At 38.0% G+C, this 15,091-nt stretch carries 15 protein-coding genes; 7 read left to right on the forward strand and 8 right to left on the reverse strand.

Annotated features, from left to right (window positions below):
- Positions 1–169 precede the first annotated feature (169 nt).
- The 4 genes from LB465_RS07700 to LB465_RS07715 are packed head-to-tail and all read right to left on the reverse strand — an operon-like array spanning position 170 to position 2,377.
- Entirely contained in the window at positions 170–454 is a 285-nt protein-coding gene (locus LB465_RS07700) for a type II toxin-antitoxin system RelE/ParE family toxin (RefSeq protein ID WP_224468903.1), read from the reverse strand.
- Positions 444–677: a hypothetical protein gene (locus LB465_RS07705; RefSeq protein WP_224468905.1), complete on the reverse strand. Its 234-nt coding sequence runs from the start codon at positions 675–677 to the stop codon at positions 444–446. Before LB465_RS07705 ends, LB465_RS07700 begins: the two co-directional genes overlap by 11 nt.
- Before the next feature lie 36 nt (positions 678–713).
- Positions 714–1,760 (reverse strand): RluA family pseudouridine synthase, encoded by a 1,047-nt coding sequence (locus tag LB465_RS07710; RefSeq protein ID WP_224468908.1) that lies wholly within the window; start codon positions 1,758–1,760, stop codon positions 714–716.
- Positions 1,760–2,377, reverse strand: a complete 618-nt coding sequence (locus LB465_RS07715; RefSeq protein ID WP_224468910.1) for a PASTA domain-containing protein — start codon at positions 2,375–2,377, stop codon at positions 1,760–1,762. The genes LB465_RS07710 and LB465_RS07715 overlap by 1 nt, the downstream gene beginning before the upstream one ends.
- 178 nt (positions 2,378–2,555) lie before the next feature.
- On the opposite strand from LB465_RS07715, the gene LB465_RS07720 reads away from it, so the two are divergent.
- Positions 2,556–3,536, forward strand: a complete 981-nt coding sequence (locus tag LB465_RS07720; protein WP_224468912.1) for a D-alanine--D-alanine ligase — start codon at positions 2,556–2,558, stop codon at positions 3,534–3,536.
- Between the two features lie 337 nt (positions 3,537–3,873).
- On the forward strand, positions 3,874–4,326 hold the full coding sequence (gene coaD, locus LB465_RS07725) for a pantetheine-phosphate adenylyltransferase (RefSeq protein ID WP_224468915.1): 453 nt from the start codon (positions 3,874–3,876) through the stop codon (positions 4,324–4,326).
- A gap of 169 nt (positions 4,327–4,495) precedes the next feature.
- Here the strand turns inward: coaD and LB465_RS07730 are convergent, their stop codons facing one another.
- Both LB465_RS07730 and LB465_RS07735 read right to left on the reverse strand, forming a co-directional pair.
- A complete protein-coding gene (locus LB465_RS07730) occupies positions 4,496–6,784 on the reverse strand; it encodes a TonB-dependent receptor (RefSeq protein ID WP_224468917.1) in 2,289 nt (762 codons plus the stop codon).
- Positions 6,785–6,796: 12 nt separating this feature from the next.
- Entirely contained in the window at positions 6,797–8,083 is a 1,287-nt protein-coding gene (locus LB465_RS07735) for a PQQ-dependent sugar dehydrogenase (RefSeq protein WP_224468920.1), read from the reverse strand.
- A 156-nt stretch (positions 8,084–8,239) separates the two neighbouring features.
- Between LB465_RS07735 and LB465_RS07740 the strand changes: the two genes are divergently transcribed.
- Positions 8,240–9,991: a M14 family metallopeptidase gene (locus LB465_RS07740; RefSeq protein ID WP_224468922.1), complete on the forward strand. Its 1,752-nt coding sequence runs from the start codon at positions 8,240–8,242 to the stop codon at positions 9,989–9,991.
- On the opposite strand, the gene LB465_RS07745 is transcribed toward LB465_RS07740, so the two are convergent.
- The gene (locus LB465_RS07745; protein WP_224468924.1) at positions 9,959–10,582 is read right to left on the reverse strand and encodes an NUDIX hydrolase; all 624 of its coding nucleotides are present in this window, start codon (positions 10,580–10,582) and stop codon (positions 9,959–9,961) included. The two genes, LB465_RS07740 and LB465_RS07745, sit on opposite strands and share 33 nt — an antisense overlap.
- A gap of 7 nt (positions 10,583–10,589) precedes the next feature.
- Between LB465_RS07745 and pyrE the strand changes: the two genes are divergently transcribed.
- On the forward strand, positions 10,590–11,231 hold the full coding sequence (gene pyrE, locus LB465_RS07750; protein WP_224468927.1) for an orotate phosphoribosyltransferase: 642 nt from the start codon (positions 10,590–10,592) through the stop codon (positions 11,229–11,231).
- 3 nt (positions 11,232–11,234) lie between these two features.
- Positions 11,235–11,627 (forward strand): SRPBCC family protein, encoded by a 393-nt coding sequence (locus LB465_RS07755; RefSeq protein ID WP_224468931.1) that lies wholly within the window; start codon positions 11,235–11,237, stop codon positions 11,625–11,627.
- Between the two features lie 88 nt (positions 11,628–11,715).
- Here the strand turns inward: LB465_RS07755 and LB465_RS07760 are convergent, their stop codons facing one another.
- Entirely contained in the window at positions 11,716–12,447 is a 732-nt protein-coding gene (locus tag LB465_RS07760; RefSeq protein ID WP_224468933.1) for a biotin--[acetyl-CoA-carboxylase] ligase, read from the reverse strand.
- Between the two features lie 95 nt (positions 12,448–12,542).
- On the opposite strand from LB465_RS07760, the gene rsfS reads away from it, so the two are divergent.
- Both rsfS and ftsH read left to right on the forward strand, forming a co-directional pair.
- Positions 12,543–12,914 carry a ribosome silencing factor gene (gene rsfS, locus LB465_RS07765; protein WP_075326231.1) on the forward strand — a complete coding sequence of 124 codons (372 nt, stop codon included), beginning with the start codon at positions 12,543–12,545 and terminating at the stop codon, positions 12,912–12,914.
- 24 nt (positions 12,915–12,938) lie between these two features.
- Positions 12,939–15,005: an ATP-dependent zinc metalloprotease FtsH gene (gene ftsH, locus LB465_RS07770; RefSeq protein ID WP_224468935.1), complete on the forward strand. Its 2,067-nt coding sequence runs from the start codon at positions 12,939–12,941 to the stop codon at positions 15,003–15,005.
- Positions 15,006–15,091: the final 86 nt, after the last annotated feature.

Genomic DNA, 15,091 nt, shown 5'->3' on the forward strand with positions numbered 1-15,091 from the left:
TTGGTGGATGGAAAGGGTATCAATCTCAAGGTCCACCTGGAGTAATCGTTCTAAAAAGAGGAATGGAAAGGTTCAACTATATTATGGAAGGGTTAGAACTGGCAAAAGATGTGTACACACGGTAGCTTGAAAATAAGGGGAGGAGCTTTTGGATTGTTTTTAAAACAATTTATTGAGGGAAATCTTCGTGTTTGAAAAGAGAGAAAATCAAAATTATTTTCTTTTCAGAATCTATCTGGAAAATGATTACATATCCTTTGAAAATCATTTCACGTATATTTTCATTTTCAAAATATATCGATTGCCGAAAAGAATAAGGATGGGCTGAAATTTTTCGAATTTCAGTTAATAAGTCGGTTTTGAATTTCCTGGCCGCTCCAGGTTTATCCTTAGCAATATATATTACCTGACGCTCAAGTTTATTCCTGAATTTTGAAGATAATTTAATCTTCATATTCATTTATTACCTTTTCCAGATAGCTATCATATTCATCGATATCCATTAAATCGGAGTCTCCATTATCAATTGCTTCCAGCTCCTTATCTAGTTCTTCTTTTTGCTTTTTGAAATCGGTTACTGAAATAATTTCCAATTCCTGTTTACTGTATTTCTCCAAAAATTGCATCAGATCTTTGTAAGCCTGCCTATCGTTAATCTTTAAATGTAAATTTTCCATTGTAAAAATCTTTCTATTAAAGATAACTAAAATCCCTTACAAAACCTCCTTCTGGTTTTTGGCGTAATTGCGCCATTTCTCGATGCAGGCCTGGATATCTTCCGGTATTTCGGTATTAAAACTCATCGCTTCCCCGGTTTTTGGATGAATAAATCCAAGTGTTTTGGCATGAAGTGCCTGGCGGGGCAATATCTTAAAGCAATTATCTACAAATTGTTTGTATTTGCTAAAGGTTGTTCCCTTCAAAATCCTTTCGCCACCGTAGCGTTCGTCGTTAAAAAGTGTATGACCAATATGCTTCATATGCACACGAATCTGGTGTGTTCTTCCGGTTTCCAGTTTACAGGAAACCAGCGTTACATAACCGAAACGTTCTAAGACTTTGTAATGGGTAACGGCTGGTTTTCCTTTTTCGGCATCGTCGCCTTCGTAAACAGTGTTCTGTAAGCGATTTTTGGGATGGCGACCAATATTACCTTCTACCTTTCCCTCGTCTTCTTCAACATTTCCCCAAACCAAAGCCACGTACTCCCGCTCACTGGTTTTATCGAAAAACTGTTTTGAAAGATGTGCCATCGCTTCTTCGGTTTTGGCGATAACTAAGAGTCCGCTGGTGTCTTTATCTATTCTATGAACCAATCCGGGGCGGTCACTGGAATTATTGGGAAGGTTTTCAAAATGATAGATTAAAGCATTTATAAGAGTACCGCTGTAATTTCCGTGGCCGGGATGCACTACCATTCCGGCAGGTTTGTTTACTACCAACAACGTATCGTCTTCGTAAACTATATCCAAAGGAATATTTTCCGGGGTTAGTAAAAACTCATAAGGCGGATGCTCAAACATTACCTGCACCACATCGCCGGCTTTTACCTTATAATTTTGTTTTACCTTTTCTTCGTTAACGTAGATATTACCGGTTTTCGCGGCTTTCTGGATTTTATTCCGGGTCGCGTTTTCAATAAAATTCATTAAGAATTTATCTACCCGCAATGGGCTTTGGCCGGGACCGGCTTCAAATTTATGATGTTCGTATAAAGTTTCGTCCTGTTCTTCTATTTCGTGTTGTTCGTCTTCCTTCATTAAAATTCAATTTCTTCCTCTTCAGGAATTATACTATCCTGTTCTTCTTCGCCTTCCATTCTGTACCTGCCAGAGCCATCGCCCAAAACAAGATCAATTTTAGAAGTTTTCATCAGTTCATCTCCCGGCTCCAGTTTCTGGCCTTTATGCCTTAACTCCAGGACGGCATCTTCAGCAATATCTGGTTTATAGCTAATATCACCAATTTCAAAACCTAAAGATCTCAGCGTAGGTTCGGCCTGTCTTCGGGTTCTTCTAATCAAATCGGGAATCATTACTTTTCGGTAACCGGACGGATTTAAAGTCAGGTAAATCTTTCTGTTTTCTTTTACAAATTGTCCCGGTTCCGGCACCTGTTCTATTACCGAATATCGAGGAAAATCGGGGTTGAAATTCGCCGAATCGAGGATCTCAAATCTTAGATCGAGCGCAGCAAGTTTATCATCTACCACATCTAAAGACTGTTTAGACAGGTCTGGAACAGCAATACGCTGATCCTGATTTGTAGAGTAATCCAGCCATTTTAAAGCTAAAAAGGCGATTACTATTACTAAAATTGCAGCAATCACTAATTGAATTAAAAATGTTTTGCTGAAAATAAATTTAAAGAATCCCATACATTTGTTTCTAAGCAGCAAAGATATAAAACCCCTGCTTTTGGTGGCAGATTGTTTGTAGATTTGTTCTACCAGTTATGGGTTCCCGGTTTTGAGTTCTCAGAGCGCTTTATATCCGGAACAAATAGCTGAAAAACTGATAACCGAAAACAGATAACTGACAACTGATAACGGAGAAATGAAGAAAAAAATTGCCATCGCCATGGGCGGCTTTTCCAGTGAGTATCATATTTCCATCAATAGCGGAAATATGGTTTACAAACATTTAAACCGAGATTTATATGAGCCTTATCGCGTACATATTTTACAAAAAGAATGGGTGGTAATAGCCGATGATGATATGCCCTACCCGATCAATAAAAATGATTTTACGGTAAAAATGGGTGGTAAAACTATTTCTTTCGATTGTGTGTTCAATACCATTCACGGTACGCCGGGAGAAAACGGCTTACTGCAGGCTTACCTGGAATTGGTGGGAATCCCGCAAACCACCTGTGGATATTACCAGGCGGCCTTAACTTTTAACAAACGAGATCTTATAAGCGTTTTAAAACCCTACGGAATAAAAACCGCGACGAATTATTTTCTGAATAAAGAGGATAAAGTAAATGCTGAAGAAATAATTGCCAAAGTTGGTTTGCCGTGTTTTGTAAAGGCCAATCGAGCCGGCAGTAGTTTTGGGATCACCAAAGTTAAAATTGAAGAAGAACTTATTCCCGCCACAAAAACTGCTTTTAAGGAAGATGACGAAGTAATTATTGAATCTTTTCTTGATGGCACCGAGGTTTCCGTAGGGGTGATCACCTATAAAGGAAAAGTAAAGGCGCTTCCAGTCACCGAAATTATTTCTGAAAATGAATTCTTTGATTACGAAGCTAAATACTTAGGAAAATCTCAGGAGATAACACCGGCGAATATTTCTGAAGAAAAAACCAAACAAGTCCAGGAAATTGCAAAGTTGATATACCAGAAACTGAAAATGCGCGGATTTACCCGATCTGAATTTATTTTCCATAATGGTGAACCCCATTTTATTGAAATGAATACCACCCCGGGATTAAGCCAGGCCAGTATTTTACCTCAACAAGCTGAAGCCGCCGGCATTAGTTTAACCGACCTTTATGGAAGTGCAATTGAAACGGCGTTGAAAGCCCCCTAACCTCCCGGAGGGGGAATTTTATGCTACTATACGAAATCAAAGATTCCTATATGCAAAAAGTTTTAAAGTTCCTTCCTTTTTTCAAAGGGGAGAAGCCGATAAGCGGAGGGGTTAATCTCAAATTGACTCCACCGTCAGTTCGAGTAGATTTTTTTAAGGCGGTAGCTTTAAAAAACCGTATCGAGAACAGGTTTGGTATTAACACTGCCAATTCTCCCTTCGGCCTACTCGAATTGACGACGGGAACTTAAACAAAATTACCGAATATTGACTAAATTAGATTTCCGCCGGAGTTTATGCTGAGGCGGCGAAGTGCGGAAATGATAAAATAATTTTTATGAAAAAAGCAGTATTTCCGGGATCTTTTGATCCCATTACTTTAGGCCACACCGATATCATTGAAAGGGCGCTTCCACTTTTTGATGAAATTATTCTGGCTATTGGTACAAATTCCGATAAAAAATATATGTTCTCGCTGGAAGAACGGCTTCGTTTTTTAAAAGAAACTTTTAAAGATGAACCTAAAATAAAAGTCACCACTTATAAAGGACTTACCGTAGATTTCTGCAAAGAACAAAATGCAGAATTCCTCCTTCGTGGTTTGCGAAATGCGCAGGACCTGGAATTTGAGAAAGCCATTGGACAAACCAACTACAAAATGAGCGGTATAGACACCTTATTTTTTATCACTTCTTCAGGGAAAAGTCATATTTCTTCCACTGTTGTGCGGGATGTTATTCGCAATAATGGTGATTATGAGTTTATGGTGCCAGATGTGGTGAGAAAATAAAAGCTCCCAAGCCCGGAAAAGGGGAATCTAAAAACACCGTCATTGAGAAGAGGCATTTGCCGACGTGGCAATCTGTTCTTGATTCGTTCGATTTCTTTAAAAACTTTCTCGCTAATCAAAAGATCGCCACACTCATTACTTCACTCGCTATGACATTAGCTTTTAATTTCTAAAAAATATAACTCAGCTGAACGCCACCATAGTAATTTCTTGGATTGCCGGGGTAATAAGAACGTGGTGCAGCGCCTCCAAACCCAACGGCGTTGGTTAAGACGCTTGCCGCATAATGCTCATCCAGAGCATTATTGATACCGCCGTATAAATTCAAGTTTAAATCCTGAAATACATTAAAAGTATATCCTGCTTTAAAATTTAAAAGACTGTACTGATCGGTATAACCCGAGTTAGCATCATCCAAAGGAATTTCCCCAACATTTCTATAGTTTCCGTAGAATTCAAAACCGGATTCGCTTTGAATATCTACTCCCAGATTCATAGTATATTTCGGTACTCCCGGCAGTTCGTTTCCAGAGAAATCTTCGTCATTATTTATAAATTCATCGAACTCAAAAAAGTTTATGGCGCCGTTGATATAAGGTTTAATTGAAATATCAGGACCTACTAAAAAACGGTAATTCGTTAAAAACTCAATTCCGTTATGATTAGTTTTTCCTGCATTTATTCCAACATATTGATCTTCTGCCACACGTTGTGCAACCAGTAAATTTTCTATCTGAATGGAAAAAACCGAAATTTCGGTATACAGTTTATTTTGGAGCCAGTTTCCTTTAAATCCGGCTTCATAATTAATTCCTGTTTCCGGCTCAAGATTGGTGTTTATTTGGCCATCCGGAGTTAAAGTTTCAGCAACCGTGGGTGTTGAAAATCCGTGGCTTATGGAAGCAAAAATATTCTTCCCGGCACCAATTTCATAACTCGTTCCAATTCGAGGCGAAAACACCGTATCAAAACTATAATCTCCGGTCTGATCTACTTCGTCTTGAGTATAAAGATCGGTTAAACTATACTTTGTAGTATTCAGGTTAAAACCGGCTTCCAGGTTCCATTTTTCGGTAAAATCAAAATTAATCTGCGCAAAGAAATTAGCGTAATTACGATCCTGTTCGTTATTACTTAATCGTTCGCCGAGTACACTGCCTTCATTGGGGAATTCCTCATATAAATTCTGAAAAGTTCCCGTTTCGTACCATTCATTATAATATTCGGTTCCAAAACTTATTTCTGAAGGAGTTTCGAAAATCTGGGCCTCCAGATTAAATTTTGTGCGAACCCCGGTAGAAACACGCTCTTCCTTTAAAATATTAAAAGGTCGCGGCTCATAAGCATCCCTAAAACTTAGAAATATACTGGTGGTATTACTAAAATTATCAAAAAGCGAATGTGTATAAGAACCGCCGAGCATTCCACGATCATAAGACTCATATCCCTGAGATTGCCCCCAGGTAAAAGCGGCAGTTTCGGGATTATTTAAGAAATCATCTTCATTCAAAGAACTCGGAATAAAAGCCTTTAACCGGGTAAAATTTGCCAGGTAAGATAAGCTACCGTTTTCGCTCGTTTTTAAACTTCCATTAACTAAAGCCGATTTCCTGTCATAACTTCCATTATCACGGTATCCATCGCTAGTTAAGTTGCTGAAGGTTGCAAACAGTGCGGAATTTTCAGTGGTATTTGACGCTTGATAAACCTGTTTTTGGGTATTAAAACTTCCGAACTGAGTTTTTGCAGTTAGTCGGGCTTCTTCCCTTTCGTGTTCTTTTGAATATAAATTGATAGAACCACCTAGCCCGGCGCCATAAATACTCGAGGTAGGGCCTTTAATCACTTCAATTCTACCCAGGCTTTCCTGGTCAAAATCGTCTAAAGTCAGTTCCCCCTCAGCGGTGGTTAAGGGAATTCCGTCAAAATAAGCCTGGATTCTATTGGTGCTGTATTGAGAACGAGCGCCAATACCACGAATATTAATCTTATTAGTATTTAATGCACCCTGATTAACATACATGCCGGGAACATTATTAAAAGTTTCCAGAATGTTCGTAGCATCGGTTCGATTAAAATCAGTTTCTGTAATTAAATTGACCGCCGCAGGAACTTTTCTGAGTGTTTTAGGTATCATCGTACTTCGCACCACAACTTCTGAAAGCGCTTCCGAAGTCGGACTCATATATATTTCCTGAGGAGAGGTTGAAATTTGCAGTTCAATTTCTAAAGTTTCAAAGCCAAGCGCGGAAATTTGAAAATTTCCTGGTAATTCTTCTGAATTTAGACTAAAATTTCCTTCTTCATCTGAAACTGCGACCAGGTTTGAAGCTTTGTATATGCTAACATTTTCTAAGGGTTCAGTAGTATTTGAATTTAATATTTTAAATTGATTTTCCTGAGAAAACAGGTTTCCAACGTAGAGTAGGCACAAAAGCGCCAATAATTTTTTTTCCAATATTTTATTTTTTTATTCGGCTGAAACTTTCCAGATTATGTTTGCATCGTCGTCATTTACTAAAAGAGCTCCATCTGGAGTAACGCTCACTCCTACGGGTCTTCCATAAACCTTACTTTCGGCTTCATCAGCTATAAATCCGGTAAGAAAATCTTCCGGCTGGCCGGGTTTTCCGTTTTCATCAAAAGGTACAAATAGAATTTTGTACCCGGAAAAATTCGCTCGATTCCAGGAACCGTGTTGCCCTACAAAAGCGCCATTTTTATATTTTTTAGGGAATTTGTCTTTGGTATAAAAAGCCAATCCTAAAGAAGCTGTATGCGGTCCAACGGGAACATCTGGCACAATTGCTTTTTCAACTAATTCCATATGCGGATCTTCAGCCCATCGTGGATCCTGAATTTGCCCGTAATAAGAATAAGGCCAGCCATACCACCCGTTTTCCTTTACGCTCGTAATATAATCTGGAACTAAATTATTACCAATTTTATCACGCTCATTTACGGCGGTCCAAAGTTCACCGGTTACAGGATTCCAATCCATTCCAACGGGATTTCTTAATCCAGCTGCATAAATTTTCTCACCGCTACCGTCAGGATTAATTTCAAGAATGGCGGCACGTCCTTCTTCTTTTTCCATACCATATTCACCAACATTGCTGGCAGAACCTACAGAAACATAGATTTTGCTTCCATCATTATTGGCAATTAAATTCCGCGTCCAATGATTATTGTAACCACCAGCTGGAAGACTGAGGATTTTCTCTCCTGCGGCTTCAATTTTAGTATCACCTTCGGTATATGGATATCTGTAAAGTCCGTCGGTATTGGCAACATAAAAATAATTATCCAAAATCAACATTCCGTAAGGTTGGTTTAAATCTTCCATAAAAACATCCTGATAGTCTGGGGTACCGTCTCCATCCTTATCTCGAATTAAGGTAATCCTGTCTGCGCTGTTTTCGGTATTAGATTCCACCACAAAAATATCTCCATTGGGCGCAATATAAGTCCTTCGCGGGTGCTTTAAGTTCTCTGCGAATTTTGTCACTTTAAATCCGGCAGGAGCCTCTGGTTTTTTGTCTCCCCAACCAATAACTTCACTTTCCTTTGTAACAGATTCTGAAGAAAAAGGTGGTACTAACCTAAGTTCACCAATTTCAGTTTGCACAATATTTGCTGGCTGTTGAGCCAATTCATTTTTCTTTTCTTCACTAAGATCAGTATTTACTTGAGCCTGAGACGTAATGGCTAAGCAGAAAGAAAGAGAAATGCCTATAATTGTAGTAAGCTTTTTCATAATTTCAGCATTTTAGTTTAAAATTAGCCTTTAATATTTCGGCTGAAAAGTTTTTTAAGCAGATTAGGTTTACTTTAACATGAGCCAATTAGCCTAAGTTTTTTGGTGGCTAGGCGGGTTTTAGTTAAGTTTATGCTTTCAATTGCTAAGGATACTATGAAAAAAATTCTCGTTTTGAGTTTGGGGCTACTTTCGCTGATTTCCTGCGATTTAGAAAAATATCAACTGGTTACTGATTATGATCTGGAAACCCGTTTTGAGAAAAGTGATGGGAAAGAAACCGGTACTTATGAAGAAGTTATTGATTTTTACAGCCAACTTGCCGAAAGTTCGGGCAAAATAAAATTGGAGGAATTTGGTAAAACTGACAGTGGCAAACCCCTTCATCTTGCCATTTACAGTCCTAACGAAGATTTTGATTTTGAAGAATTGAGGGAGAAAAATAGTATAATTCTTATAAATAACGGAATTCATCCCGGGGAAAGCGATGGTATAGATGCTACAATGATGCTTTTTAGAGATTTAGCGGGAGATTCTATTAAAGCTCCACAAAATACCGTTCTAGCAACAATTCCTATTTATAATATTGGAGGCGCTTTAAACCGAAATTCCACTAGCCGGACCAATCAAAACGGACCTTCCGAATATGGATTTAGAGGAAATGCCAGGAACTACGATCTAAACCGAGATTTTATAAAAGCCGATACCCGAAACACTCGAAGTTTTTACGAGATTTTTCACCACGTAAAACCAGATATCTTTATTGATAATCACGTTAGTAATGGCGCCGATTATCAATATACACTCACGCATCTTTTTACGCAACACAATAAACTTGGCGGCGAACTCGGGTCTTATTTAAACGAACAAATTATGCCTGCGCTCGAGGATTCACTCGCTAAAAAAGACTGGGACATCACGCCTTATGTGAATGTTTTTAATGAAGTGCCTGAAGAGGGGTTTTCTCAGTTTAATGATCATCCGCGCTATTCTACTGGTTATACAACGCTCTGGAACACTATTGGAATGATGGTAGAAACGCATATGCTAAAACCTTACCCGAAGCGTGTAAAAGGCACCTATGAATTGATGCGCAGTATGATTGGTATTGCTGAAAAAGATAGGGAACGAATGAAAGATATTCGCAACAGGGCTTCAAGAAAATACCTGACAGAGCGCTGGTATCCGATTAATTATAAACCCGATATAGAAAATCCCAGCAAGAGGAATTTTAAAGGTTACGAAGGCGAAATGATAGCCAGTGAAGTTACCGGGGGCGAACGCTTAAAATATGATAGCAGCAAACCATTTAATAAAGAAATAGACTACTATAATAATTTTGTGGCCGAAGATACAATTGAAATTCCACGCGCCTATATTGTACCTCAGGGATGGTGGCATCTTACCGACCTTCTAAAGTTGAATAAAATTAAAATGGAACCTTTACAGCGCGACACCACACTATATGTTGAAACTTATAGAATAGAAGATTTTGAAACCCTCGATCAAGCTTACGAAGGTCATTACATGCACAGTGAAACGAAAATTTCAAAAAAGATGGATTCGGTAAGATTTAGAAAAGGAGATTTTGTGGTAAAAACCTTTCAGGATGGTGCACGATATTTAATTGAAACTTTAGAACCAGAAGCACCGGATTCTTTCTTTAACTGGAATTTCTTTGATAGTGTTCTTCAGCAAAAAGAAGGTTTTTCGCCCTACGTATTTGAAGATATAGCCAAGCAAATGCTAGAAGAAAACCCGGAATTAAAAGAACAGTTTGAAGAAAAGAAACGCAATGATGCAGAATTTTCAAACAGCTACTATAAACAGTTAGCCTGGCTGCACAAACAATCTAAACATTACGAAGATGCCCATTTACGCTACCCTATCTTCAGAATGCCGCGCTAAGTATTTTTCAGAAAAAAGAAGTTTAATATTCGCATAAGATTTTTGAAGTGCCTTTTGGCTCTTTTTCAAATCTTTCCATTTAGCTTTTTCAATACCTTCTTTGGTTTCGGGGCGCAATTCCCCTTCGTAGGAAGTCCGCATCTCATACCAATGGGTAACCTTAAGCCGGTAACGACCCTTTCGTTTAAATATATGATAAGTTTTCTGTAAAAATTTAGTCACTTTTAAACCTTCAACACCGGTTTCCTCCTCAACTTCTCTAATTGCCGAAGCTTCAATAGATTCGTTCTTTTCGGTTTTTCCCTTGGGAAGATCCCAGCGTTTTTTTCGATAAATGAATAGAATTTCGTCTTTATCGTTGAGTACCATTCCGCCGGCGGCAGTAACCACGCGTAGCTTTTTAAACAAATGTTTCAGTAGTTTTTCTTCTTTTTCGTGATAAAGATTCACATAAAGCAGCTCGCCATTGCTAATTTTTTTAATTATTCGCTTAATTCTAACTTTTTTAATAGGCAGCGATACATAATTTTCACCTAAATCTTTCTTCGTAGAGAGAATTAAGGGAACATCATTTACAAAAACTTTATACATTTGCAGTATGATTTTAAATAAAGAAACAGCCAGAACAACCGCTGAACTGCTATTGCAAATTAAAGCAATAAAATTAGATGCACAAGAACCTTTTACATGGGCCAGTGGTTGGATGTCGCCAATCTATTGCGATAACCGAATAGTTCTCTCCTATCCGCCAATTAGAAATCACTTAAGGGAACAGTTTGCAAGACAAATTGAAGAACTTTATGGTAAACCCGATGTTATTGCAGGGGTAGCCACCGGTGCCATTGGAATTGGTATGCTCGTAGCAGAGATCTTAAGTCTTCCCTTTATTTATGTAAGACCTGAAGCCAAAAGCCACGGACGAAAAAACCAGATTGAAGGCAATCTCTCTGAAGGCCAGACCGTGGTAGTAATTGAAGATTTAATTAGCACCGGAAACAGCAGTTTAAACGCGGTAAAAGCTCTAAAAGAAGCTAAAGCCAATGTAAAAGGAATGTTGGCAATCTTTACTTACGGTTTTAAAACCGCCGATGAAAACTTTGAAAAAGAAGGAATAGAATTACATACGCTTAGCGATTACGATTTTTTATTGGAAACCGCACAACGCACCAATTATATTAATGCAACTGAAGCCGGTATTTTAAGAGAATGGCGTCAAGATCCCGCAAACTGGAAAAAATAAATAATGAATATAGAAAGCCCAAAAGTTACCGCTGATAAAAGTCAGCAGGAAATGTTCAATTTTTTAACCAAGGTTGAAAATTATGAACAATTAATGCCTGAGAGCCAAGAAGTATTTGAAGTTAGGGATGAAAAAACCTTTGTGTTTGGCCTTAAAGGAATGCCCGTAATAAAATTACAAATCCAGGAAACCATAGAACCGGAATTGGTTATTTTGGCTTCTACCTCAGATAAATTTGATTTTAAATTAAAAGCGCATATTTCGGCTTTAAATGACAACCAGAGTGAAGTGCAAATGGCATTCAACGGTGAGTTTAATGCGATGATGGCTATGTTGGTTAAAAAACCATTAACCAAATTCATAAATACTTTAGCCGAAAATATTGGGAAGCTTTAAAATTTAAAAACTGTTTGAATGTTTTTTTATTCGACGTAGAACCTGAAACAAGTTCAGGTTGACGGAGATAAAGCATTCAAACAGTTTTTTAATACATTAATTTAATTTCTTTTAAATCAAAGGTTTTAAAAACCGAATCTTCTATTTCTAAATTCAATCTTCCGGAAGTGGTGACACCCCGAATAATTCCGGTGAGATACTTGTCATCTGGCAGTTGAAAAGTAGACACCACATCCCGTCTAAACATATTCTTTGCATATCTCTCTAAAATTGAAGTTTCTTCTTCAGCATTTATTTGGGTTAATTTTTCTTCAAATTCATCGGTAATTCTTTTTAATAATTCATCCAGATTAAAATGAACTCCGGTTACCAGTTTTAGCGAAGAAGCCTGCGGAAGATCGGGAAATTCAGTTTGATTCACATTTAATCCCACTCCAATTATAGAGGCAGCTATTTCATTATTTTTCAGGATGTTTTCAATAAGAATTCCACTAATTTTATAGCGTGCTGACATTATGTCGTTAGGCCATTTTACTTTTAACGCAGGCACATTAAATTTGTTTAGCACTTCAATAATTGCCAGGGAAACGGTGGCACTCATCAAAAACTGATGGTTTACACCAACCTTTATTTTAGGATATAAAACGCTAAAAGTAAGGTTCTCCCCCACATTTGAAATCCAGCCGGAACCACGTTGGCCGCGACCTTTAGTTTGCTCGTGGGCTACCACACATATTGGTTCGAAGGAGGTTTTACCGCGGTATAGTTCCCGGGCAAATTCGTTGGTGGAATTGGTGGCATTAACTTTGATTATACGCATACTAATAGTAAGAAATGAAACGGGCGTTAAATGTTATGTAAACTAAGCCTATAAACAGCTAAAAAGTAATAACTTTGCGAAAATAATTAATTTTAATGGCAAAAAAAGAAGCGAACAACGATCAACTTATTGCGCATATAATTAAAGGAATTGAAGAGGTAAAAGGTAACGACATTGACATCCTTGACCTTAGACAAATAGAAAACACCGTATGTGATTATTTTATAATTTGCAACGGAACTTCCAACACACAGGTAAACGCCATTGTGAATTCCATACAAAAAACTGTAAGTAAGGCTCTTAAAGATAAACCCTGGCACGTAGAAGGCGGAGAAAATGCAGAATGGGTGCTTTTAGATTATGTAAACGTGGTTGTTCACGTTTTTCAAAAACATATTAGAGAGTTTTACGATATTGAAAGTCTTTGGGGTGATGCAAAAATCACTTCCATAGAAACCAATTATTAATTATTTAATTTAGAATTACCAAGAATGGCGAAACAGCAACCCAAAAAAAATACAGATCCAAAGAAGCCTAAGTTTAATGCTTACTGGATCTATGCCGCTATAATTATTATATTTATCGGAATCAATTTCTTTAGCGGAGGCGGTTTTAGTGAACCGGCTCAAACCAATCCGGCTGAATTTCTATCTTACCTTCGGGACGGTGACGTAAAAAAGGTAGAGATTGTAAACCGAAAACAAGCTAAGGTTTATCTTACCGAGGAGGCAGCACGAAAAGACATTCATAAAACAGCTAACGATCCCGAGCTTTTTAACACCGGTGGTGAAACCCCGGCTTATAGTTTTGAGTTTGGTGATTTGCAAAACCTTGAAGACGATATCAAGGAAATAAAAGCTAAAAATAACCTGGATACTACTGTTGTTTACGATACGCAAAGTAACGTAATGAGTGAAATTTTCTGGGCCTTACTTCCATTCATCCTAATTATTGGAGTTTGGATTTTTATAATGAAAAAAATGAGCTCAGGTGCCGGTGGCGGTGCAGGAGGCCAAATTTTCAATATCGGGAAATCCAAAGCAAAACTATTTGATCAGAATACCGATGTAAAAACTTCTTTTAAAGATGTGGCCGGTTTAGAAGGCGCAAAAGAAGAAGTTCAGGAGATTGTAGATTTCCTTAAACATCCCGATAAATATACTTCCTTAGGTGGTAAAATTCCTAAAGGAGCCTTACTTGTAGGCCCTCCCGGAACCGGTAAAACTTTACTGGCTAAAGCTGTTGCAGGAGAAGCTAAAGTGCCTTTCTTTTCACTTTCAGGATCAGATTTTGTAGAGATGTTTGTAGGAGTTGGTGCTTCCAGGGTTCGTGACTTATTTAAGCAAGCCAAAGAGAAATCACCTTCTATCATATTTATTGATGAAATTGACGCTATTGGCCGTGCCCGTGGAAAAAGTAATTTCTCAGGTTCTAACGATGAACGTGAAAATACCTTAAACCAGTTATTGACTGAAATGGACGGTTTTGGTACAAATACCAATGTAATTGTGGTAGCCGCAACCAACCGGGCTGATGTATTGGATAAAGCTTTAATGCGTGCCGGAAGATTTGACCGACAAATTTATGTTGATCTTCCCGATTTAAATGAAAGAAAAGAAATTTTTGAAGTTCACCTGAAACCACTTAAAAAAGTAGCAGAAGAACTTGATACTGAATTTTTAGCAAAACAAACCCCTGGATTTTCGGGAGCTGATATTGCCAATGTTTGTAACGAGGCTGCGCTAATTGCAGCTCGTAAAGGCAATAAAGCTGTTGGAAAACAGGATTTCCTTGATGCCGTAGACCGTATTGTTGGCGGACTTGAGAAAAAGAACAAGATTATTACTCCAGACGAGAAAAAAGCAATTGCCTATCACGAAGCCGGCCACGCGACTGTAAGCTGGATGTTAGAGCACGCTGCGCCATTGGTAAAAGTAACTATTGTTCCTCGTGGACAATCACTTGGTGCCGCCTGGTATTTACCAGAAGAGCGTCTTATTGTAAGACCGGAACAAATGCTGGATGAAATGTGTGCTGCCCTTGGTGGCCGTGCCGCTGAGAAAGTTGTTTTTGATAAAATTTCAACCGGGGCCTTAAGTGACCTTGAAAAGGTGACCAAGCAAGCCAAAGCAATGGTTACCATATATGGTTTAAATGATAAAGTTGGGAATCTTACTTATTACGATTCTTCTGGCCAGAGTGAATATAATTTCACCAAGCCTTATAGTGAAAGTACATCTGAACTTATTGATAAAGAGATTTCAAATTTAATTGAAACCCAATATAAGCGCGCTATAGATCTACTAACCGAGCACAAGGATAAGTTGGGACAATTAGCAGACATATTGCTTGATAAAGAGGTGATCTTTAAAGATGACCTTGAAACCATCTTCGGAAAAAGGCCTTACGATAAAGAGAAGGATAAAACTGAAGTATTGGGAAAAAAAGAGACTCCAAAAATTGAAGAAAAAGCTTCAGAAACAGAAGAACAAAATCCCACCCCAAAAAATGATCCTGAAGAGAACACTATAACTGAAAATAATTCAGTTAATAAATAGTTCACAACCACGGTTTAAAAAATCTTAATTTGCTCAAGGGTTAAATTAAGATTTTTTACCTTTGGTTAAAATGACGTTGAGAACCA

Origin of the sequence: Salegentibacter lacus, assembly GCF_020164555.1 — a bacterium.
GTDB classification, from domain to species: domain Bacteria; phylum Bacteroidota; class Bacteroidia; order Flavobacteriales; family Flavobacteriaceae; genus Salegentibacter; species Salegentibacter lacus.

Bases quoted from the DNA above. Each gene is read 5' to 3' on its own strand.
- LB465_RS07710 (WP_224468908.1), bottom strand. From the start codon at position 1,760: ATGAAGGAAGACGAACAACACGAAATAGAAGAACAGGACGAAACTTTA.
- ftsH (WP_224468935.1), top strand. From the start codon at position 12,939: ATGGCGAAACAGCAACCCAAAAAAAATACAGATCCAAAGAAGCCTAAG.
- LB465_RS07745 (WP_224468924.1), bottom strand. From the start codon at position 10,582: ATGTATAAAGTTTTTGTAAATGATGTTCCCTTAATTCTCTCTACGAAG.
- pyrE (WP_224468927.1), top strand. From the start codon at position 10,590: ATGATTTTAAATAAAGAAACAGCCAGAACAACCGCTGAACTGCTATTG.
- LB465_RS07720 (WP_224468912.1), top strand. From the start codon at position 2,556: ATGAAGAAAAAAATTGCCATCGCCATGGGCGGCTTTTCCAGTGAGTAT.
- LB465_RS07705 (WP_224468905.1), bottom strand. From the start codon at position 677: ATGGAAAATTTACATTTAAAGATTAACGATAGGCAGGCTTACAAAGAT.
- LB465_RS07740 (WP_224468922.1), top strand. From the start codon at position 8,240: ATGAAAAAAATTCTCGTTTTGAGTTTGGGGCTACTTTCGCTGATTTCC.
- LB465_RS07760 (WP_224468933.1), bottom strand. From the start codon at position 12,447: ATGCGTATAATCAAAGTTAATGCCACCAATTCCACCAACGAATTTGCC.
- LB465_RS07700 (WP_224468903.1), bottom strand. From the start codon at position 454: ATGAAGATTAAATTATCTTCAAAATTCAGGAATAAACTTGAGCGTCAG.
- coaD (WP_224468915.1), top strand. From the start codon at position 3,874: ATGAAAAAAGCAGTATTTCCGGGATCTTTTGATCCCATTACTTTAGGC.
- rsfS (WP_075326231.1), top strand. From the start codon at position 12,543: ATGGCAAAAAAAGAAGCGAACAACGATCAACTTATTGCGCATATAATT.
- LB465_RS07735 (WP_224468920.1), bottom strand. From the start codon at position 8,083: ATGAAAAAGCTTACTACAATTATAGGCATTTCTCTTTCTTTCTGCTTA.
- LB465_RS07755 (WP_224468931.1), top strand. From the start codon at position 11,235: ATGAATATAGAAAGCCCAAAAGTTACCGCTGATAAAAGTCAGCAGGAA.
- LB465_RS07715 (WP_224468910.1), bottom strand. From the start codon at position 2,377: ATGGGATTCTTTAAATTTATTTTCAGCAAAACATTTTTAATTCAATTA.